General features: G+C 64.3%; 18 protein-coding genes. 12 read left to right on the forward strand and 6 right to left on the reverse strand.

Annotated elements, in window-relative coordinates; translation table 11 throughout:
• Window position 1: 1 nt before the first annotated feature.
• The gene (gene waaA, locus ACW5W7_RS13800) at window positions 2–1,288 is read left to right on the forward strand and encodes a lipid IV(A) 3-deoxy-D-manno-octulosonic acid transferase (RefSeq protein ID WP_456502084.1); all 1,287 of its coding nucleotides are present in this window, start codon (window positions 2–4) and stop codon (window positions 1,286–1,288) included.
• Between the two features lie 157 nt (window positions 1,289–1,445).
• Window positions 1,446–2,324 carry a DMT family transporter gene (locus ACW5W7_RS13805; RefSeq protein ID WP_456502085.1) on the forward strand — a complete coding sequence of 293 codons (879 nt, stop codon included), beginning with the start codon at window positions 1,446–1,448 and terminating at the stop codon, window positions 2,322–2,324.
• A gap of 143 nt (window positions 2,325–2,467) precedes the next feature.
• On the opposite strand, the gene ACW5W7_RS13810 is transcribed toward ACW5W7_RS13805, so the two are convergent.
• Window positions 2,468–3,331 (reverse strand): YicC/YloC family endoribonuclease, encoded by an 864-nt coding sequence (locus ACW5W7_RS13810; RefSeq protein ID WP_456502086.1) that lies wholly within the window; start codon window positions 3,329–3,331, stop codon window positions 2,468–2,470.
• 146 nt (window positions 3,332–3,477) lie between these two features.
• Between ACW5W7_RS13810 and rph the strand changes: the two genes are divergently transcribed.
• The 9 genes from rph (at window position 3,478) to ACW5W7_RS13855 (ending at window position 12,992) form a co-directional block, all read left to right on the forward strand.
• Window positions 3,478–4,194, forward strand: a complete 717-nt coding sequence (gene rph, locus ACW5W7_RS13815) for a ribonuclease PH (RefSeq protein ID WP_434664733.1) — start codon at window positions 3,478–3,480, stop codon at window positions 4,192–4,194.
• A gap of 82 nt (window positions 4,195–4,276) precedes the next feature.
• Complete coding sequence (pyrE, locus tag ACW5W7_RS13820; protein WP_456502087.1) at window positions 4,277–4,930, forward strand: orotate phosphoribosyltransferase; 654 nt, start codon at window positions 4,277–4,279, stop codon at window positions 4,928–4,930.
• A 178-nt stretch (window positions 4,931–5,108) separates the two neighbouring features.
• Entirely contained in the window at window positions 5,109–7,514 is a 2,406-nt protein-coding gene (locus ACW5W7_RS13825) for a heavy metal translocating P-type ATPase (RefSeq protein WP_456502088.1), read from the forward strand.
• Window positions 7,515–7,524: 10 nt separating this feature from the next.
• Window positions 7,525–7,914 carry a Cu(I)-responsive transcriptional regulator gene (gene cueR / locus ACW5W7_RS13830; RefSeq protein WP_456502089.1) on the forward strand — a complete coding sequence of 130 codons (390 nt, stop codon included), beginning with the start codon at window positions 7,525–7,527 and terminating at the stop codon, window positions 7,912–7,914.
• 134 nt (window positions 7,915–8,048) lie between these two features.
• Window positions 8,049–9,203, forward strand: a complete 1,155-nt coding sequence (locus ACW5W7_RS13835) for a diguanylate cyclase domain-containing protein (RefSeq protein WP_434664730.1) — start codon at window positions 8,049–8,051, stop codon at window positions 9,201–9,203.
• Between the two features lie 31 nt (window positions 9,204–9,234).
• A complete protein-coding gene (locus ACW5W7_RS13840) occupies window positions 9,235–9,498 on the forward strand; it encodes a YihD family protein (RefSeq protein WP_434664729.1) in 264 nt (87 codons plus the stop codon).
• A 198-nt stretch (window positions 9,499–9,696) separates the two neighbouring features.
• Window positions 9,697–11,145 (forward strand): cytochrome c oxidase accessory protein CcoG, encoded by a 1,449-nt coding sequence (gene ccoG / locus ACW5W7_RS13845; protein WP_456502090.1) that lies wholly within the window; start codon window positions 9,697–9,699, stop codon window positions 11,143–11,145.
• A 106-nt stretch (window positions 11,146–11,251) separates the two neighbouring features.
• Window positions 11,252–12,241: a serine/threonine protein kinase gene (locus ACW5W7_RS13850; protein WP_456502091.1), complete on the forward strand. Its 990-nt coding sequence runs from the start codon at window positions 11,252–11,254 to the stop codon at window positions 12,239–12,241.
• A gap of 142 nt (window positions 12,242–12,383) precedes the next feature.
• Window positions 12,384–12,992: a thiol:disulfide interchange protein DsbA/DsbL gene (locus ACW5W7_RS13855; protein ID WP_456502092.1), complete on the forward strand. Its 609-nt coding sequence runs from the start codon at window positions 12,384–12,386 to the stop codon at window positions 12,990–12,992.
• 80 nt (window positions 12,993–13,072) lie between these two features.
• Here the strand turns inward: ACW5W7_RS13855 and phnE are convergent, their stop codons facing one another.
• The 5 genes from phnE to ACW5W7_RS13880 all read right to left on the reverse strand — a co-directional run bounded on the left by phnE (window position 13,073) and on the right by ACW5W7_RS13880 (window position 18,250).
• On the reverse strand, window positions 13,073–14,614 hold the full coding sequence (gene phnE / locus ACW5W7_RS13860; RefSeq protein ID WP_456502093.1) for a phosphonate ABC transporter, permease protein PhnE: 1,542 nt from the start codon (window positions 14,612–14,614) through the stop codon (window positions 13,073–13,075).
• Window positions 14,602–15,363 (reverse strand): phosphonate ABC transporter ATP-binding protein, encoded by a 762-nt coding sequence (locus tag ACW5W7_RS13865; RefSeq protein WP_456502094.1) that lies wholly within the window; start codon window positions 15,361–15,363, stop codon window positions 14,602–14,604. Before ACW5W7_RS13865 ends, phnE begins: the two co-directional genes overlap by 13 nt.
• Entirely contained in the window at window positions 15,360–16,217 is an 858-nt protein-coding gene (locus ACW5W7_RS13870) for a putative selenate ABC transporter substrate-binding protein (RefSeq protein WP_456502095.1), read from the reverse strand. Before ACW5W7_RS13870 ends, ACW5W7_RS13865 begins: the two co-directional genes overlap by 4 nt.
• Before the next feature lie 117 nt (window positions 16,218–16,334).
• Window positions 16,335–17,513, reverse strand: coding sequence for a nicotinate phosphoribosyltransferase (pncB, locus tag ACW5W7_RS13875; protein WP_456502096.1), 1,179 nt, complete (start codon window positions 17,511–17,513; stop codon window positions 16,335–16,337).
• 101 nt (window positions 17,514–17,614) lie between these two features.
• Window positions 17,615–18,250, reverse strand: a complete 636-nt coding sequence (locus ACW5W7_RS13880) for a nicotinamidase (RefSeq protein ID WP_456502097.1) — start codon at window positions 18,248–18,250, stop codon at window positions 17,615–17,617.
• A 74-nt stretch (window positions 18,251–18,324) separates the two neighbouring features.
• Here ACW5W7_RS13880 and ACW5W7_RS13885 point away from each other — a divergent pair, with 74 nt between their 5' ends.
• Complete coding sequence (locus ACW5W7_RS13885) at window positions 18,325–18,975, forward strand: NUDIX hydrolase (protein WP_456502098.1); 651 nt, start codon at window positions 18,325–18,327, stop codon at window positions 18,973–18,975.

Raw genomic sequence — 18,975 nt, forward strand, 5'->3', positions numbered from 1 at the left:
CATGATCTACCGGTTGCTCTACAACCTGCTGATCCATCTGGGCTTGCCGGTGGCGTTGCTGGCCCTCTATCGACCCAAGAAGGGCAAGCCGGGCTTCGGGGCGCGCTGGGCCGAACATCTTGGCCGCTTCCCGGCCAGTGATCGCCTGGGCGAGCCGTCAGCATCACCACTCTGGATCCACGCGGTGAGCGTGGGGGAGACGTTGGCGATCAGCCCCTTCATCCGTGCCCTCAAGGCGGAGCGGCCGGATCTCCCCATCCTGCTCACCACCACCACGCGCACCGGTGCCGAGCAGGCCGAGAAACTGGGGGATCTGGTGATGCATCGCTACGCCCCCCTCGACTACCCCTGGGCGGTGTCGGGTTTCCTCAATACCTTCAAGCCCCGCGCCCTCTGGGTGGTGGAGACGGAGCTGTGGCCGAATTGGCTGGCGGCCTGCGAGGTGCGCCACCTGCCGGTGACCATTCTCAATGCGCGCCTGTCGGAGCGCTCCTGCCAGCGTTATGCCCGTTTCCAGGGAGCCTTCGACGCCCTCAGTCGGCCGCTGAGCCATCTGCTGTGCCAGCATCAGGACGATGGGGACAGGTTCCATCGCCTCGGCATCGGCCGCGAGCGGCTGGCGGTGACCGGCTCCATCAAATTCGACATCCGGCTGGGGGACGAGGTGATCGACCGGGGCCGCGCCCTGCGCCAGCAGCTCGGGCAGGATCGGCCGATCTGGATCGCCGCCAGCACCCATCAGGGGGAGGATGAGCAGGTGCTCGCCGCCTTCGAGCGGGTGCAGCGGGATCATCCGCAGGCCTTGCTCATTCTGGTGCCGCGCCACCCCGAGCGGTTCGAACGGGTGGCCGAGCTGTGCGCCCCCTATGGCTGCGTGCGGCGCAGCCGTCAGCAGGGAGCGCCGCTCAAACCGAGCGACGGCGTCTATCTTGGCGATACCATGGGGGAGTTGCCGCTGATGCTGGCGGCAGCGGATCTGGCCTTTGTCGGCGGCAGCCTGGTGCCCATCGGCGGCCACAATCTGCTGGAGCCGGCGGCGCTCGGCAAGCCCTGCCTGACGGGTCCCGCCTACTTCAACTTCAGCGACATCACCCGCCAGCTGCTGGCTCAGGGTGGCGCCGCCCTGGTGGCGGATAGTGCCGAGCTCGGTGACAGGGTCAGTGCTCTGCTGGCGGACGAGGGCACCCGCCGCGAAATGGGGGAGCAGGCCCGCGCCGTGGTGCTGCGCAATCAGGGGGCCCTGGCCCGCACCCTGTCCCACTGCCTCGCGAGCCTGGAAAGCGACTGACCACGAGGGCCCGGCTTCGATCGGGCTCCGCTTGCTGAGGGGCTGATTCCGGTCGGCCCCGCTTGTCGCGGTGCTCGGGGATGCGGCTGAAAACGCCAGCGACAATCCGGGGGGCTTTCCTTTATGCTCTTCGCTTTCCCCTTGTCACGACGATCCGATGAACCGCGCTCCCCTGCTGCTGATGGTGCTGGTCACCCTGCTGGCCGCCACCGGCTGGCTCTTCTCCAAAGAAGCCATTCGAGAACTGCCCCCCGCCGCCTTTATCGGCAGCCGCTTCCTGCTGGCCGCCCTCTTGCTGCTACCCCTCGCCTGGCTGCGCGAGCCGCCCCCCAGCCGCGCCCAACTGCTGCGTGCCGCCGGCTGCGGTACCCTGCTCGGGGCCAGCCTGTTGTTCTGGGTCACCGCCATCAGTCAGAGCGATGCGCTGGGCAGCGGTGCCTTCATCATGAGCGTGGCGACCCTGATGGCGCCGCTCGCCGCCTGGGCCGCCTTCAAGGCCAGACCCGGTCGCCACTACTGGCTGACCCTGCCGCTGGCCATCGCCGGGCTGCTGCTGCTCTCCAGCAGCACTCACTGGGGCGTTTCCCTCTCCCTGTTCTGGTTTCTGGCGGCGGCTGCCACCCTCGGCATCCAGCTCGCCGTTCACCGCCACTTCGCCCAGTCCATTCCCCCCACCTGGCTCACCTGCGTCCAGCTGGCGATGACGGGCCTGCTCGGCAGCGTGCTCTCCCTGCTCACCGAACAGTGGCCCGCCGACATCGGTCACGGCATCTGGGGCTGGTTCGCCGCCAGCATCCTGATCGCCACCACCCTGCGATACTGGCTGCTGACCCATGCCCTGAGCCGGATGACCACGGCCCACGCCGCTTTGCTGATGCTGCTGGAACCGGTCTGGACCCTGATCCTGAGCACCTTTTTCTACGACGAGCCGCTGGGTGGCGCCAAGCTGGCCGGTGCCGGCCTGGTGCTCGGCGCCCTGGTGATCTATCAGCTCCCCCTGCTGCTGCGAAGCGCCAGGCTCAAGCAACCCGTCTGACGGTGACAGAGACGAATGAAGCCATCAGGGGCCTGCCATCGCAGGCCCCGGATGGCTGAAGAGGGGGGGGCCGCCAGGGCGCTTTACACTGGCAGCAACAAAAAGCCCCCGCATGGCGGGGGCTGATGCATCGAGCGGGAAGGTTACTCGATGTTCTGGATCTGCTCGCGCATCTGCTCGATGAGGACCTTCAGCTCGACGGCGGACTGGGTTACCTCGGCGTTGATGGACTTGGAGCCGAGCGTGTTCGACTCGCGGTTGAACTCCTGCATCATGAAGTCGAGACGGCGGCCGCATGCCCCCCCCTTCTTCATGATCTTGGTGGTTTCGCCGATGTGCATCTCCAGGCGATCCAGCTCTTCGGCCACGTCGATCTTCTGGGCCAGCAGCACGATCTCCTGCTCGATGCGGGCGGGATCCAGCTCCACCTTGGCATCGCTCAGGCGGTCGGTGAGCTTCTGGCGCTGCCATTCGATGATCTGGGGCAGGTGCTCGCGCACCTTCTTCACTTCCACCTGGATGCCGTCGAGGCGCTGCTCGATCAGTGTCTTGAGGTTGGCCCCTTCGCTGGCGCGGGAGGCGAGGAAGTCGTCCAGGGTGAGGTCGAAACCGCTCATCAGCTCGGTGGCGACCACGTCCATGTCCTGCTCGGCGGCGGCCATGACGCCGGGCCAGCGCAGCACATCCACCGGGTTGAGTTGACCCTGGCCCGCCTCTTTCATCACCCAGCTGGCGCTGTCGATGATGAGTTTGGCCAGTTCTTCATTGATGTGGAGCTGGCTGGCGGCAGCCTGGGCAGCCTCGAAACGCAGGTTGCACTCCACCTTGCCGCGCTGCAGCTTGGCACGGAACCGCTCGCGCAGCACCGGCTCCAGGCTGCGCAGCTGCTCCGGCAGCCGGATGTAGGTCTCCAGATAGCGCTGGTTGACCGAACGAATTTCCCAAACGGCTGTGCCCCAGTCGCCCTTGAGTTCCTTGCGGGCGTAGGCGGTCATGCTGTGAATCATTGATTGTTCCGGGCTTGATGAAGTGTGGGGCCAGTATACCCAGCCGGGCTCCCCCCGTCAGCCGCGGCCTCGGTTTTAGCGGCTGATATTTGGGCTGGGATCACTTATACTCCTGCGCCAATTCCGCCAGCCCAGAGGTCAGTTCCATGTCCCGTCCCAGCGATCGCAGTGCCGCACAAGTGCGCCCGGTTACCATCACCCGCCACTTCACCAAGCATGCGGAAGGCTCCGTACTGGTGGAATTCGGTAATACCCGGGTGCTGTGCACCGCCAGCGTCGACACCAGCGTGCCGCGCTTCCTGAAGGGCAAGGGACAGGGCTGGGTCACCGCCGAGTATGGCATGCTGCCGCGCTCCACCCATTCGCGCATGAACCGCGAAGCCGCCGCCGGCAAGCAGAGTGGTCGCACCCTGGAGATCTCCCGCCTGATCGCCCGTTCCCTGCGCGCCGCCGTGGACCTGACCGCCCTGGGTGAGCACTCCATTACCGTTGATTGCGACGTGCTGCAGGCCGACGGCGGCACCCGTACCGCCGCCATCACCGGTGCCTGCGTGGCCCTGGTGGATGCGCTGAACTGGATGGTGGAGAAGGGCATGCTCAAGCAGAGCCCGCTCAAACAGATGATCGCCGCCGTCTCCGTCGGCATGTTCGAAGGGGAAGCCATCTGCGATCTGGAGTACATCGAAGACTCCGCCGCCGAGACCGACATGAACGTGGTGATGACCGAAGACGGTCGCATCATCGAGGTGCAGGGCACCGCGGAGGCCGAGCCCTTCACCCACGAGGAGCTGCTGGCCATGCTGGCGCTCGCCAAAGATGGTATCGCCGATATCATCGCGCTGCAGAAGCAGTCGCTCTCCTGATTTCTGTTTTGAAAAACGCGGCATTGACCGCGTTTTTTTATACCCCCACACAAGTGAAAGATACGCCAAGCAAGGAGCCAGAATGAAAGCCTACCAGCGTCAATTTATCGAGTTCGCCCTGGAGAAGCAGGTCCTCAAATTCGGTGAGTTCACCCTGAAATCCGGCCGCAAGAGCCCCTACTTCTTCAACGCCGGCCTGTTCAACAGCGGTCGCGATCTGGCCCGCCTCGGCCGCTTCTATGCCGCCGCCCTGATGGATGCCGGCATCGAATTCGACGTGCTGTTTGGCCCAGCCTACAAGGGGATCCCCATCGCCTCCGCCACCGCGGTGCAGCTGGTGGAGCAGCACGACGTGGATGTGCCCTGGTGCTTCAACCGCAAGGAAGCCAAGGATCACGGCGAGGGTGGCAACCTGGTGGGGAGCCCGCTCAAGGGGCGCATCATGCTGGTGGACGACGTCATCACCGCCGGTACCGCCATCCGGGAATCCATGGACTTGATCCAGGCCAACGGCGCCTCCCTGGCCGGGGTGCTGATCGCGCTGGATCGCCAGGAGAAAGGCAAGGGGGAACTCTCTGCCATCCAGGAGGTGGAGCGCGACTACGGTGCCCACATCATCGCCATCATCCAGATGGCCGATCTGATCCAGTATCTGGAAGAGCAGCAGGCAGAGCGCCCCGAACTGGCCGAGCAGCTGGCGGCCATGAAGGCCTATCGCACCCAGTACGGGATCTGACGACCTGTAGCCTCCGTGCTTTGCCCGGTTCAAGCGAAGATCGGCATGGCATTGCAGAAGCGAAAAAGACGGCGCCAACAGGCGCCGTCTTTTATTTGCACAAAAAGTGGGACAGGTGCTTGAGCTTACCCTTACAGTAAAGGTTAATGTTTGTGGGTCAGCTTTGAGGAGCATCGTTATGACCATGCACATTCAACTTCCCATCAGCGGCATGAGCTGCGCTAACTGCGCCAGCCGGATCACCGCCGCCCTCAACAAACTCGACGGGGTCGAAGCCACCGTCAACTTCGCATTGGAGCAGGCGGCCATCGAGCTGAGCCAGGCTACCCAATTGCCGGTTGTGCTGGAGAGCATCAAGGCACAGGGTTACGACTACGGCGAAGAGACGCTGCTGTTTCAAATTACCGGCATGACCTGCGCCGGTTGTTCGGCTCGACTCAGCAAGATGCTGAGCGCGCTGCCGGGTGTCATCGCCGCGGACGTCAACTTTTCCCTCGAGCAGGCCCGTATTACCCTGGTGCCTAGCGCCCAGACGCCGGCCTCCCTGCGCGAGCAGATCGAAGGGCTGGGCTTCGGTGCCCAGCTGGCGCAGGGCAGTGCCAGCGCCCGCCGTCAGCAACTGCTGGCCCGGGAAGAGCAAGAGTCCGCCGCCGCCCACCATGCGCTGGTGCAGGTCAGCGTTTCGGCTCTGCTCACCCTGCCGCTGCTGGTGGGGATGCTGGCCATGGCGGGGCTGCTGCCCTGGCATCTGCCCGCCTGGCTGGAGCTGGTGCTCGCCACCCCGGTGCAGTTCTGGATCGGGGCTCGCTTCTATCGCGGTGCCTGGCTCGCCATCAAGAACCGCTCCGCCAACATGGACGTGCTGGTGGCGACCGGCACCAGCGCCGCCTATTTCTACAGTCTCTATCTGCTGGCGACTCTGGGCATGGCCGCCAGCGGCAAGCTCTACTTCGAGGCGAGCGCCATCATCATCACTCTGATCTCCCTCGGCAAACTGCTGGAAGCCAGGGCCAGACGCAGCACCCAGTCCGCCATTCGCGAGTTGATGGCCCTGCGCCCGGAGAGTGCCACCGTCTGGCGCGCCGGGGAGTGGCAGAGCCTGGCCGTTGACGAGGTACTGCGTGGCGACAGGCTGCGGGTGCTGGTAGGGGAACGGGTGCCGGTGGATGGCAAGATCACCAGCGGTGAGAGCGAACTGGATGAATCCATCCTCACCGGCGAGAGCCTGCCGGTGCTGCGCACCCTGGGGGACAACGTGCTGGGGGGCGCCATCAATCGCTCCGGCGTGCTGGAGATCGAAGCCACGACCGTGGGAGAGGATTCCAGCCTCAGCAAGATCATCGCCCTGGTGGAGAATGCCCAGATGGGCAAGGCTCCGCTGCAACAGCTGGTGGACAGGGTCTCCGCCGTGTTCGTGCCGGTGGTGATGGTGATCGCCCTGTTTACCCTGCTGGTGTGGTACGCCCTCACCAACGATTTTGGTCAGGCTCTGCTGGCAGCGGTGGCCGTGCTGGTCATCGCCTGTCCCTGTGCCCTAGGGCTGGCCACGCCGGCCGCCATCGTCACCGGTACCGGGGTGGCGGCGCGCCACGGCATTCTGATCAAGGACGTGGATACCCTGCAGAAGGCACATGCCATCAAGGCGCTGATCTTCGACAAGACAGGTACTCTCACCCAGGGCAAACCTGTGCTGGCGAGCTGGAGTGGCAACGATGAGCAGCTGCGTCTGGCTGCCGCCCTGCAACAGGCGAGCGAACACCCGCTGGCGCTGGCCATGCGGGAGGCGGTAAGCGGTACTGAACTGCCCCAGCCGGAAGCCGTGGAGGTACGGGTCGGTGCCGGTATTCTCGGCAAGGTCGCGGGTCACCAGGTGGCCATCGGCAACCCCTCCCTGCTGGCCGGGCTCGGCATCGCCCAGCCTGTGCAAGAGGCGCTGGATGCGGATAACGACGGGGCGACCCGGGTCTGGGTCGCCATCGACGGGGTGGCGGTCGGCATCGCCGCCCTGGCGGATACCCTGAGGCCCGAGAGCCCGGACGCCATCGCCACCCTGCACCAGCGTGGCATCGCCAGCTGGCTGGTGAGCGGCGACGCGCCAGCGCCGGTGGCCCATATCGCCGCCAAGCTGGGACTGGATGGCGCCTTCGATTCCGTGCTGCCTGCCGGCAAGGTGGAGAAGGTCGAAGCCCTGCGCAGCCAGGTCAGCGGTCTGGTGGCCATGGTGGGGGACGGGGTGAACGACGCCCCGGCCCTGGCGGCGGCGGACGTGGGGATCGCCATGGGTTCGGGCTCGGATGTGGCGATGGAGACTGCTTCCATCACCCTCATGCGCTCTGACCCGCGGCTGGTGGCGGATGCCATCGACATCTCGGCAGCCACCTGGCGCACCATACAGCAGAACCTGTTCTGGGCCTTCGTGTTCAACATCATCGGCATTCCGCTGGCGGCGCTGGGCTATCTCAGCCCTGAGCTTGCCGGTGCGGCCATGGCGCTCAGCAGCATCACAGTGCTCAGCAACTCTTTGTTATTGAAACGCTGGCAGCCCAAGGCGGGTTCTCATGTCAGCACTCATCCGCACGTTTAAGGAGGCACGCATGAACATCAGCAAGGTTGCCAAGGCGACGGGCCTGACCGCCAAGACCATTCGCTACTACGAGAGCATCGGCCTCATTTCGGCACCGATACGCAGCGACAACGGCTACCGCAGCTACAGCGACGGGGCATTGCGGGAGCTGCGCTTCGTCAAGCGGGCGCGGGAGACCGGTTTCAATCTGGAGGAGTGCCAGGAGTTGCTGGCGCTCTATCGGGATGAGCACAGGACCAGCGCCCAGGTCAAAAAGCTGGCCCAGGAGAAGATCGTCGATCTGCGCACCCGCATTGCCGGCCTGCAGGCCATGCTGGCCTCTCTCGAGGAAGTAGTGGGTTGCTGTCACGGGGATGCGAGCCCGGAATGCCCCATTCTCGACGAGCTGGAACGGGGCTGAGGCGAGCAGGCGGAGCAGTGAGATTCATACTGAGCCGCCTGCCAAGCTGAGCTGCAGCTTAATAGCGGCCGATTGATTGTTGGCACGGAAGGGGCGGTGGTAGACTGGTCGGCTAATGTACAGGGAGCAAGCCGTTGACCCAGAGCGTCACACGTCAGGTGCAGCAGGCCATCATGGGTCAGCTCTATGCCAATGCCTTATTCAGTCTGCCTTGTCTGGCGCTGCTGGCGGTTGGCTGGAGCCTGCTGTTCCATGATTATCTACCGGCCGAAGAGGCACTGGGGTGGCTGGGGCTGGTCTGCCTGCTGCTGCTGGGACGCTGGTGGCACCTGTGCTGGCGACGCCCCAACCTGATCCACCTGCCCTTGCCGGTACTGGAGCGGGAGCTGTTCATCGGGGCCACCATCACCTCCATCATCTGGGCGCTCGGGGTACTGCTCTACATGGACAAGCTGCCCGATACCTATCGCGCCGCCATGCTGATGCTCTCCAGCCTGATCCTCACCGGCAGTGCCATCATGCTGTTTGGCAGTCGCCGCACTCTCTATGGGGCCGTGCTGCCGCTGGGATTCGCCATGCTGTTCGAGCTGAGTGTCGGCAACGAGCAGGAGCGCATCGTCTCCTGTCTGCTGGCGGGTTATCTGTTCGTGTTTCTGCCGACGCTGCTGCGCCGCCTGCGGCGGGATCAGGCCGCCTCTCTCTATCATCGTTTCTCCAACGCGGATCTGGTGGCCGAGCTCAAGGCGGTCTCCGAGCATCTCAGGCTCACCTCCAGACTGGATGGCTTGACCGGCATCGCCAACCGGGCTCACCTGGATGACAGCCTGGCCCGGGCGTGGCGCCGTTGCCACCGGGCGAGGGCGCCCCTCTCCCTGGTGCTGGTGGACGTGGATTACTTCAAGCAGTTCAACGATCACTACGGCCATCAGCTGGGGGATGAGTGTCTGCAGCAGGTGGGGGGGCTGCTGGCGGAAGTATTGAGGCGGGAGGACGATCTGGCGGCTCGTTACGGCGGTGAGGAGTTTGCCCTGCTGTTGCCTTGTACCAGCCAGCAGGGGGCGCTCCAGATCGCCGAGCAGGTACGCGCCGCCCTGCGTGCCCAGGGGATCCCCCATCAGAAGTCGCTGGTTTCCGGTCGGGTCAGCTGCAGCTTCGGGGTGGCGACTCTGGTGCCGGATCAGAGCCTCTCCATGGCCGAGCTGGTCCAAAAAGCGGATGCGGCCCTCTATCAGGCCAAGCATAATGGACGGGATCGTATCGAAGTAGCCTTGATGGGTAAGGTTGCCTGAGTTTCACAAGACAGATTTAAAGAGGTCGTCTATGCAATGTCATCGTATCGAAGAGCTGCTGGAGCTGCTGCAACCCGCCTGGATCAAGGATCAGGATCTGAGTCTGGTACAGTTCATCGCCAAGTTGGCGGCGGAGGCCGGTTATGACGGCGCCCTGTCCGAGCTGACCGACGACATGCTGATCTACCACCTCAAGATGCGCGAGTCCGACAAGCAGGCGATGATCCCGGGGCTCGCCAAGGATCAGGTACCCGACTTCAAGGAAGCCTTGCTCAAGGCCCGCGGCATCAAGTAAAGCCTGCCCCTGCCGGAAAGTTGGGTGGTTTTCAAAAGAGACCATCAATAAGGTCCATCAGTCAACTGACGATGGGCCTTTTTTGTTATCTGAAATTGCGACGGGACTCGAACTATAGATACATTTAACCCACACAATTAGCAGGTTGTTTAAGATATAATCGGCTTCATAACAAGATAAGTGGAGCGATGTGTTGCAATGGCCGACAAGGACAAGATCGATATCAAGGACGTCTCCGGCGATGTCACCGGGACCTTCAATCCCCACACGTTCAAGGCCGGTGATGACAGGTTCAACCCCGGCAACCGCATCTATGTGAGATCCCAGACCGGCTACTGGCAGCGCGTGCGCAAGGCCATGGGCTGGTTCTTCGTCGTTCTCTTCGTCGCCCTTCCCTGGTTGCGCTATGACGGTCGTCAGGCCGTGCTGTTCGACCTGGAGCACCAGCAGTTCCACATCTTCGGTGCCACCATCTGGCCGCAGGATCTGACCCTGCTGGCCTGGGTATTCATGATCGCCGCCTTCGGCCTCTTCTTCGTGACCACCTTCCTCGGGCGAGTCTGGTGTGGCTATCTCTGCCCGCAGACGGTGTGGACCTTCATGTTCATCTGGTTCGAAGAGAAATTGGAAGGATCGGCCAACAAGCGCCGCAAGCTGGATGCCGCCCCCTGGAGCGGCGAGAAGCTGGCTCGCAAGGGGGCCAAGCACCTGGCCTGGATCCTGCTGTCCCTCGGCACCGGCCTCACCTTCGTCGCCTACTTCCAGGATGTGTACCGGTTGGTGCCAGAGTTCTTCACCCTGGCGGCGGGTGGCTGGGTCATTTTCTGGGTGCTGTTCTTCGCCGCCTGCACCTATGGCAACGCGGGCTGGATGCGGGCCATCATGTGCATCCACATGTGTCCCTATGCCCGTTTCCAGTCCGCCATGTTCGACAAGGACACCTACATCGTCGGGTATGACACCAAGCGTGGCGAGACACGGGGCCCTCGCGGTCGCAAGGCGGATCCCAAGGCGCTGGGGCTGGGGGACTGCATCGACTGCGATCTGTGCGTCCAGGTCTGCCCGACCGGCATCGACATCCGCGACGGCCTGCAGTACGAGTGCATCAACTGTGGCGCCTGTGTCGATGCCTGTGATCAAACCATGGACCGGATGGGCTACCCCAAGGGGCTCATCAGCTACACCACCGAGCACAAGCTGGCCCACAACCAGACCAAGGTGGCGCGGCCCAAGCTGCTTGGCTATGGCCTGGTGATGGTGATCATGCTGGGCGTCTTCGTCTACAACGCCATGTCCATCATGCCCATGGGGCTCGACATACTGCGGGATCGCAACCAGCTGTTCCGGGAGAACAGCGAGGGGCTCATCGAGAACACCTATACCCTCAAGATCCTCAACAAGACGCTGCAATCCCAGCGTTATCAACTGGATGTGGAAGGGCTGCCCGAATATGAGTGGTTCGGCCCGCGGGAGGTCACCCTCAAACCGGGCGAGATCTACACCCTGCCGGTGAGTCTGGCGGTGGATCCCTTCAACCTGAAGCGGCCCACCCTGGACATCCAGTTCGTGCTCACCCGAGAGGGAACGGCGCCGGACGATCGCAAGGGCCACCTGCGTCAGGCCAGCAAGTTCATCGGCCGGCTATGATGCCGGGTCCGGGGCAGGCTGGCATCTGATGGGAGCAAGGGTGGCCGATTAGGCCCACCCTTGTGATGAGTGGTGATAGTATGGGGCGCAACAGCGCCCCTTTCTCATGGTGGATGACATGCGTTTCAACTATTCCGACCTCAATCCCGACCTCATCATGGATGCCATCGATCTCAGCGGCCTGCGCATCGATTCCGGCCTTATCGAGCTCAACAGCTACGAGAACCGGGTTTACCAGTTTCAGGACGAGGATCGCCGCCGCTATGTGGTGAAGTTCTATCGTCCCGGTCGCTGGGACAGGGCCCAGATCCTGGAGGAGCACGGCTTCGCCGCCTGTCTCAACGACGAGGAGATCCCGGTAGCGGCGCCGCTCACCTTCGCCGGTGAGACCCTGCTGGAGCATCAGGGCTACGCCTTCGCCATCTGGCAGAGCGTCGGTGGTCGCCAGTTCGAGGTGGACAACCTGGATCAGCTGGAGTGGGTGGGACGCTATCTGGGTCGCATTCACCGGATCGGGGCCAGCCGTCCCTTCCACCACAGGGTCAGGCTGGATGTAGAAACCATGCTGCACGAGCCTCGCCAGCTGCTGGCCGCCGGAGAGTGGGTGCCGAGCGGACTGGCCAAGCAGTTCTACGGGGTGCTGGACGAGCTGATCCACCACGTGTGTGACGCCATGACCCTGGAGGTGGCCCAGATCTCCCTGCACGGGGATTGCCACCCCGGCAACATCCTGTGGCGCGACGGCCCCCTGTTCGTGGATCTCGATGACTGCCGCACCGGCCCCGCCGTTCAGGATCTGTGGATGCTGCTCTCCGGGGATCGCAACGAGCAGCAGATCCAGCTCGATACCCTGCTGGCGGGCTATGAGGAGTTCATGGAGTTCGACTCGCGGGAGCTGGCGCTGATAGAGCCCCTGCGCGCCATGCGCATCGTTCACTACATGGCCTGGCTGGCGCGGCGCTGGGAAGATCCGGCCTTTCCTCGTCACTTCCCCTGGTTCAACAGCGATCACTACTGGCGCCAGCAGATAGCGACTCTGCACGATCAGCTGGAAGCTCTGAAGGCCCCGCCTCTCAGCCTGATGCCGAACTGGTAAGGGGCGGGGGCTTTTCCTGCGGGCGGGGAGGAGCACTCCGCCATCGCGCCTTTGCCATTGACGGCGAAGGGGTGACGCAATAGGCTTGGACTGCTTCGGTTCGCCGGGCGTGCCTCACTGTGATCCCTTAACAGGAAACGTCATGAAAAAAGTACTATTTTTCCTCGCTGCCATGCTGATGATCCCCATGGTTCACGCCGCCCCGCAATTCAAGGAAGGCGTCAACTATGACGTGGTGACCCAGACCGGCAGCGCTCAGCCAGAAGTGCTGGAGTTCTTCTCCTACTTCTGCCCGCACTGCGCCAAGTTTGAACCGATCGCCGAAGATCTGGCCAAGAGCCTGCCGGAAGGCGTGCCGATGAAGAAAAGCCCGGTGGCTTTCCTCGGCCGCGAGATGGGCCCGGAGATGCAGCGTGCCTACGCGGTTGCCAACTTGCTGAACGTTGAAGGCAAGCTGACCCCGGCCATCTTCGACAAGATCCACGTCCAGCGCCAGATCCCGCAGAGCCGTGCCGATGTGAAGCAGATCTTCGTGGACAACGGTGTCGCGGCCGAGGAGTTTGACGGCGCCGTCGACAGCTTTGCCGTTTCCGGCATGGTTTCCCAGTTCGATCGCAACACCGAGATCTACAACGTGCGCGGTGTGCCGGCCTTCCTGGTCAACGGCAAGTACATGGTGAAGATTGAATCCATCACTTCCCAGGAGCAGTTCAACCAGCTGGTGAAGTTCCTGCTGGCCAAGAAAGACTGATCCAGGCTGAATCCATGAAAAAAGCCCGCCGGTGCGAACCGGCGGGCTTTTTGTTTGATGGCTCATCGCCATCCGGAGGCTCAGATCTGGCAATCGCGCGGGGAGCTGGCTCGCGGCAGACGGGTGCGGCGGCTGATGGCCTCCGCCAGCCAGACCAGCAGCAGTATGGCCAGCAGCAGGGTGGCGGCCTGATCGTAGCGGAACAGGCTCAGGGAGACATAGAGCTGCTGCCCAAGGCCGCCGGCACCCACCACCCCCAAGATGGTGGCGGCCCTCAGGTTCATTTCGCCGCGATAGAGGCTGTAGGCCAGCCACTGGCGGGCGACCAGGGGGAAGAGCCCGTACCAGAAGCTGGCGATCCGCCCGGCTCCGGCCAGTTGCAGGGCGAGCCGGGGGGCTTGTTCGGCATTCTCCAGGGTTTCCACGAACAACCTGGCCAGCACGCCCGTGGTGTGCAGAGTGAGCGCCAGTATGCCCGCCACCGGGCCGAGCCCGACGGCGATGACCAGGATGCTGGCAAAGATAAGCTCGGGCACGGAGCGCAGCAGGTTGAACAGCAGCCGCAGCGGCCAGCAGTGGCGAGCCAGCACCGCCAGGGGCAGTGCCAGCAAGGCGCTGAAAAGGGTACTCAGCACGGCCATCTGCACCGTATCGAGCAGGCCACCGGCGACCAGACGCAGGAAGGGCCAGGACCAGTCCGGGGTGAAAAACTCAGCGATGAACTGCCCAAGCCCGGCGGGGGAGACACTCAGCATGCGCCAGTCCAGCAGCCCCAGCGCCATGACGCCGGCCAGCACCAGGCAGGCCAGCAGCAACAGACCGGGGAAGCGGCTCTGCCGCAGCCAGGCGCTGAGGCCGTCGGCCAGAGTGACCAGCAGGATGAAGGCCAGCAGCAGGGTCGCCACTTCCGGACCTGCGAACATGCGCAAGGAGAGCTCGAGCTGCTGGCCGAGCCCGCCTGCGCCGACGAAGCCCATGATGACCGAGGCGCGTAGGGCGCACTCCCAGCGATAGACGGTGTAGGAGAGCAGCTCTTGACGTACCGCGGGCAGCACGCCGTACCAGAGCGCCTGCAGGCGGCCGCTGCCGCTGAGCAGCAAGGCTCTGGCCGGTTGCAGGGCGCCGTTCTCCATGATCTCGTTGTAGACCTTGGCCAGCATGCCGCCATAGCTGACGGCGATGGCCAGGATGGCCGCCAGCGGTCCCAGGCCGGACAGGCGCACGAACAGCAGGGCCCAGATGAGCTCAGGCAGGCTGCGCAGCAGGATGGCGACCAGGCGTGAGAACGCACGCAAGGCCGTGCGCAGCGGGCTGGGTATCGGGCCCAATTCCGCCAGCGACAGGGCTCGGGAGCCCAGCAGGGCGAATGGAATGCCGAGCAGCAGGGCGCCAAAGAGCCCGAGGGTGGCCACGGCCAGGCTCTCCAGGGCGGCCCTCAGGGTCAGCAGGAGGAAGTCTGAATCCAGCCGGGGGGGCCAGCTGGTGGCGAGGAAGTTGCCCATCTGTCGCCAGCTCTGGCCATCGAACAGGCCGATCCAGCCCTGGGCTTGCTGCCAGAGACTGAGCCCGACCAGTGCCAGCAGCCAGGGCAGGGGGTGACGCCAGCGGCTCAGCGCAGGCATGCACTCGCCTCGTCGTCACCGGCGTAGAGGGCGGTCAGCATGGTCTGGCTGACCTCGCTGGCAGGGCAGTCGAACTGGATGCGGCCCTGGCGCAGGCCGATGATGCGGGGGAACAGGCCGAGGGCCAGCTCGACCGCATGCAGATTGGCAATCAGGGTGCTGCCCCGGGCACCGGCTTGGTGCAGCAGGGCCTCCAGACTGCTCCTGGCGAGCACGGGATCGAGGGCAGACACGGGTTCGTCCGCCAGGATCAAGTCCGGCTGCTGATAGAGCACCCGGGCGATGCCGACCCGTTGCAACTGGCCGCCGGAGAGTTCGCCGCAGCGTTGTTGCCCCTTGTCGGCCAGACCCAGGCGCTGGAGTTCGGCCAGGGCTCCGGCGGGATCGCAGGGACGCAGCAGCGAGCAGAGCGCCCGGCCGAGGGACCACTGGCCGAGCCGACCCGCCAGCACCGCCGTCATGACGGATTGGGCGGCGGGGAGTGGCGGCTGTTGCCAGACCATGCCGATCCGGCTGCGCAAGCGCTGGCGTGCACCGGTGGAGAGGGCCCAGGGATCCTGGCCCCACAGCGTCAGCCTTCCCTGGGCCCGCAGTTCGGTGCCGATGAGTCGCAGCAGGCTGGTCTTGCCGGCCCCGCTCGGCCCTATGATGGCGACCGTCTCTCCCGCCTCGATATGCAGATCCAGCGGGTGCAGGATGCGGCTCTGGCCGAGCGTCAGTCCGGCGCCGGCCAGCGTCACGGCGGTCACTTCAGCAGACCGGCCTGGGTGGCAGCCGCTTCGATGCCCTGATAGTTCTCGGGTTTGGTCTCGATGAAACGGCTGGCCCGCTGCAGCTTGAGGATCTCGGCCTGGGCCGGGATGGCCGGGTCCAGGCTGAGGAAGGCCTGCTTGAGCTGAGCCTGCAGCGCCGGATCCAGATCGCCGCGCACCGTCCAGTTGTAGTCAAAGTAGGTCGGCGTGGTCCAGATCACCTTGACCTTGCTGGTATCGACCTTGCCCTCCTCGACCAGTTTCTCCCAGACCGAGGCGTTGAGCACACCGGCCGGCACCTTGCCGGAGGCGACCCAGGCGACGGTGGCGTCGTGGGCACCGGAGTAGGCGACATGGGTGAAGTCACGGTCCGAATTGATGCCCTGTTCGGCCAGGAAGTGGCGCGGCATCAGGTGACCCGAGGTGGAGGAGGGGGAGCCGAAGACGAAGTCATGACCCTTGGTGTCGGCCAGGGTCTGGATGCCGCTGCCTGCATTGGCGATGAACTTGGAGGTGAACTGGGCATCCTCCTGACGCTGCACCAGGGGAACCACCTTGTCGGCACGGCGGTGTGCCTGCACATAGGTGAAGCCCCCCAGCCAGGCCATGTCCAGCTTGCCGGCGGCCAGCGCCTCGACCACGGCGGCGTAGTCATTGACCGGCACGAATACCACCTCGCGACCGGTCTTCTCGGCCAGGTACTCCCCGAGAGGGGCGAATTTGCGCTGCAATTCGGTGGGGGCCTCATCGGGAATGGCGGAGACGCGAAGCGGCTCGGCGGCCAGGGCCGCCTGACTGCCCAGCAGGCTGGCAAACAGGGTGGTGAGGGCAACAATCCAGTGACGGCGCATGAACAAATCCTTCTGCAAAGGGGACAAGAGAAAGGCCCGACATGCTGTCGGGCCTGGGATGGGGGTTATGGTAGGGGGCTGTCGGCCCGATGCGCAAGCGGCGGGCAGCAAAATTGCTCAGACCCCGATGTGGAAGGCCTGCTTGAGGTTGCGGATGAAGTCCGCATCCCGGCACAGGGTCTTGCCCGGGCTGTCGGAGATCTTGGCGACCGGGCCGCCGTTGCACTCCATCAGCTTGAACACGATGTTCATGGGGCAGACGCCGGGCAGATCGCAGGTGAGCTTGGTGCCGATGCCGAAGCTGGTGTTGATGCGACCGCGGAAGTGGCGCAGCAGCTCCACGGCTTTGTCCAGATTGAGACCGTCGGAGAACACCAGCGTCTTCTCGGTGGGGTCGATGCCGAGGCGCTGGTAGTGGCTGATGGCCTTCTCACCCCACACCACGGGGTCACCGGAGTCGTGGCGCAGCCCCTGATAGCGGCTGGCCAGCTCGAAGTCGAAGTCCCGCAGGAAGGCATCCATGGTGATGCAGTCGGTCAGGGCGATGCCGAGGTGGTTGGTGAACTCGTCGAGCCAGCTGGTGAGGGCGGCGCGCTGGCTGTGCTCCAGCGGGAAACCGAGCTGCTGATGGGCCTGGAACCACTCGTGGGCCTGGGTGCCCACCGCGGGCAGGCTGTACTTCTGGGCCAGCTGGTAGTTGCTGGTGCCGCGAAACGCCGGCAGGCGCTCCTTGAGGCGACCCACCACGGCATCCTGCACGGCGTGGGAGAAGCGGCGACGGGTGCCAAAGTCGATGAGGTTGAACTCCTGCATCTCCTCGGGGCTCAGGTCCCGCTCCAGCTTGTCGATTTTCTGATCCAGCCGGGTGAGGGCCTGGCTCACCCCGAACTGGGGATAGCGGAAGCGGTTGCGCATCTCGCTGATGATGGCGAGGACGGGGATCTCCCACAGGATAACGTCCTGCCAGGAGCCTTCTACACGGACGTTGATGCGACCATCTCGCTCGAACACCCGCAATAATGATGCATCCAGCGGCTTGCGGCGCAGGTGATCCAGGTAGTCGGCGGTGAAGAAGGGGCGCTCGGCGAGGAAGTTGAGTTCCGGCCTGGTCAGTCGCAATGAGCCGGCCAGGTGCAGTTGCTCTTCGATCTCCCCCATCATGGGGAGCAAGTCTTCCTCGTTGCGGCTGTGGAATTCGGCCACCACCTCGGCATCGGGATAGCGATGGAACACCGCCTGCTGCATGTGCAGCTTGTAGGCATCGGTGTCGAGCAGACTGTTGAGGATGGGAGGCATATCAGGCTCCTCGCAGGCGGGAGTGAACGGCATCGTTCCCCTGCTGCATGGGTAGCTCGCAGGCGTCGGTGTCGACGAGACGGGTGAGGATGGGAGGCATATCAGGCATCCAGCAGCTGTTGTACATCGGTCAGGGTCTGGGCCAGTTCGGCGCCAGCCTCAGTCATCTGGGTGCGGGCCTGGGCGATCGTCTCGGGGGCTATGCCGCGACAGGCATCGAGGTGAACGATGACCCTGAAACCGGCCCGGCGCAGTTGCAACACGCTGGTCTTGACGCAGTAATCGGTGGCCAGACCGCCAACCAGAACTGTATCGACGCCGCGCGCCTGCAGGAATTCGATGAGCCCGGTGCTGCGACGCTCCGCCAGATCGTGGAAGCAGGCACCGTAGGGATGCAGATCCGGCTCGACCCCCTTCCAGACGAAGAAGTCGTAGTCGATGGGGGCGGGCAGGCCCTCCAGCAGCTCGAAGCCCGGGGTGCCCGGCACGCAGTGGGCCGGCCAGGTGAGATCGGCGTTCGGCAAGTCCAGGGGCAGCAACATGCTGGCGGGGTCGGTTACGACCCAGGCCGCATTGCGGGGATGGGCATCCTTGCTGCCGACTCTCAGGCTGGCGAGGGCCGCCTGGGCGTTGAGCGCAGCCGCGATCTCATCCCCGCCCGCGACGGGTAGTTCGTTCGGGCAGAGGGGGGTGAAGCCCTTCTGCGCATCAATATCCAGGCTGGCGACGATTCCCATGGGTGGCTCCTGCACATAATATTCTTGTGATATTATCTACCAAACATTATTAGAAGGCGAGCAGGTCGACCGAGATGCCGAGAATGAGTCTTGATATGGTGGTGCTGCGGCTGAACGATGAGCGGTTGGAACTGCTCCTCGAAACCCGCGATCGCCCCCCCTTTGCCCAGTGCTGGCAACTGCCGGCCCTGCGCATCGACGAGACCCGTGACCGGGATCTGGATGCCGCTCTCCACCGTCTGCTGACGGAGTGGGGGCTGGGGCTCTGCTACAGCGAGCAGGTCTGCACCCTCGGCAATCTGGAGCGGGATCCCCGTGGCTGGTCCACCACCCTGGTTTATCTGTGCCTGGTGGAGCCCGAGGTGGAGGTGGTGCGCGGCCGCTGGCACCCGCTCTCGGCTCTGCCGGGGCTGGGCCTCGCCTTCGACCATGTCCAGCTCATCGCCAAGGGGGTGGAGCGACTGCGGATCAAGAGCCGCTACAGCACCCTGCCGCTGCAACTGCTGGGGAGCGAGTTCACCCTCTCCGAGGTGCAGCGCGCCTTCGAAATCATCCTGCAGACGCCCATGAACACGGCGGCCTTTCGCAAGCGGATCCACCGGGCCGACGTGCTGGTGGATACCGGCCGCAAGCGCACCGGCAAGCAACGCCCCGCCATCCTCTACCGGCTGGAGAATCCCAGCTGCGTGATGTTCGATCAGGTGATGAACGGGGCTGAGGCATGA

It is taken from the genome of Aeromonas intestinalis, from assembly GCF_054052485.1.

Excerpts from the sequence above, each read along its gene's own strand:
- rph (WP_434664733.1), top strand. The coding sequence starts at position 3,478 with ATGTCCCGTCCCAGCGATCGCAGTGCCGCACAAGTGCGCCCGGTTACC.
- pncB (WP_456502096.1), bottom strand. The coding sequence starts at position 17,513 with ATGCCTCCCATCCTCAACAGTCTGCTCGACACCGATGCCTACAAGCTG.
- pyrE (WP_456502087.1), top strand. The coding sequence starts at position 4,277 with ATGAAAGCCTACCAGCGTCAATTTATCGAGTTCGCCCTGGAGAAGCAG.
- ACW5W7_RS13850 (WP_456502091.1), top strand. The coding sequence starts at position 11,252 with ATGGTGGATGACATGCGTTTCAACTATTCCGACCTCAATCCCGACCTC.
- ACW5W7_RS13880 (WP_456502097.1), bottom strand. The coding sequence starts at position 18,250 with ATGGGAATCGTCGCCAGCCTGGATATTGATGCGCAGAAGGGCTTCACC.
- ACW5W7_RS13870 (WP_456502095.1), bottom strand. The coding sequence starts at position 16,217 with ATGCGCCGTCACTGGATTGTTGCCCTCACCACCCTGTTTGCCAGCCTG.
- phnE (WP_456502093.1), bottom strand. The coding sequence starts at position 14,614 with ATGCCTGCGCTGAGCCGCTGGCGTCACCCCCTGCCCTGGCTGCTGGCA.
- ccoG (WP_456502090.1), top strand. The coding sequence starts at position 9,697 with ATGGCCGACAAGGACAAGATCGATATCAAGGACGTCTCCGGCGATGTC.
- cueR (WP_456502089.1), top strand. The coding sequence starts at position 7,525 with ATGAACATCAGCAAGGTTGCCAAGGCGACGGGCCTGACCGCCAAGACC.
- ACW5W7_RS13810 (WP_456502086.1), bottom strand. The coding sequence starts at position 3,331 with ATGATTCACAGCATGACCGCCTACGCCCGCAAGGAACTCAAGGGCGAC.
- ACW5W7_RS13855 (WP_456502092.1), top strand. The coding sequence starts at position 12,384 with ATGAAAAAAGTACTATTTTTCCTCGCTGCCATGCTGATGATCCCCATG.
- ACW5W7_RS13885 (WP_456502098.1), top strand. The coding sequence starts at position 18,325 with ATGCCGAGAATGAGTCTTGATATGGTGGTGCTGCGGCTGAACGATGAG.
- ACW5W7_RS13840 (WP_434664729.1), top strand. The coding sequence starts at position 9,235 with ATGCAATGTCATCGTATCGAAGAGCTGCTGGAGCTGCTGCAACCCGCC.
- ACW5W7_RS13825 (WP_456502088.1), top strand. The coding sequence starts at position 5,109 with ATGACCATGCACATTCAACTTCCCATCAGCGGCATGAGCTGCGCTAAC.
- ACW5W7_RS13805 (WP_456502085.1), top strand. The coding sequence starts at position 1,446 with ATGAACCGCGCTCCCCTGCTGCTGATGGTGCTGGTCACCCTGCTGGCC.
- waaA (WP_456502084.1), top strand. The coding sequence starts at position 2 with ATGATCTACCGGTTGCTCTACAACCTGCTGATCCATCTGGGCTTGCCG.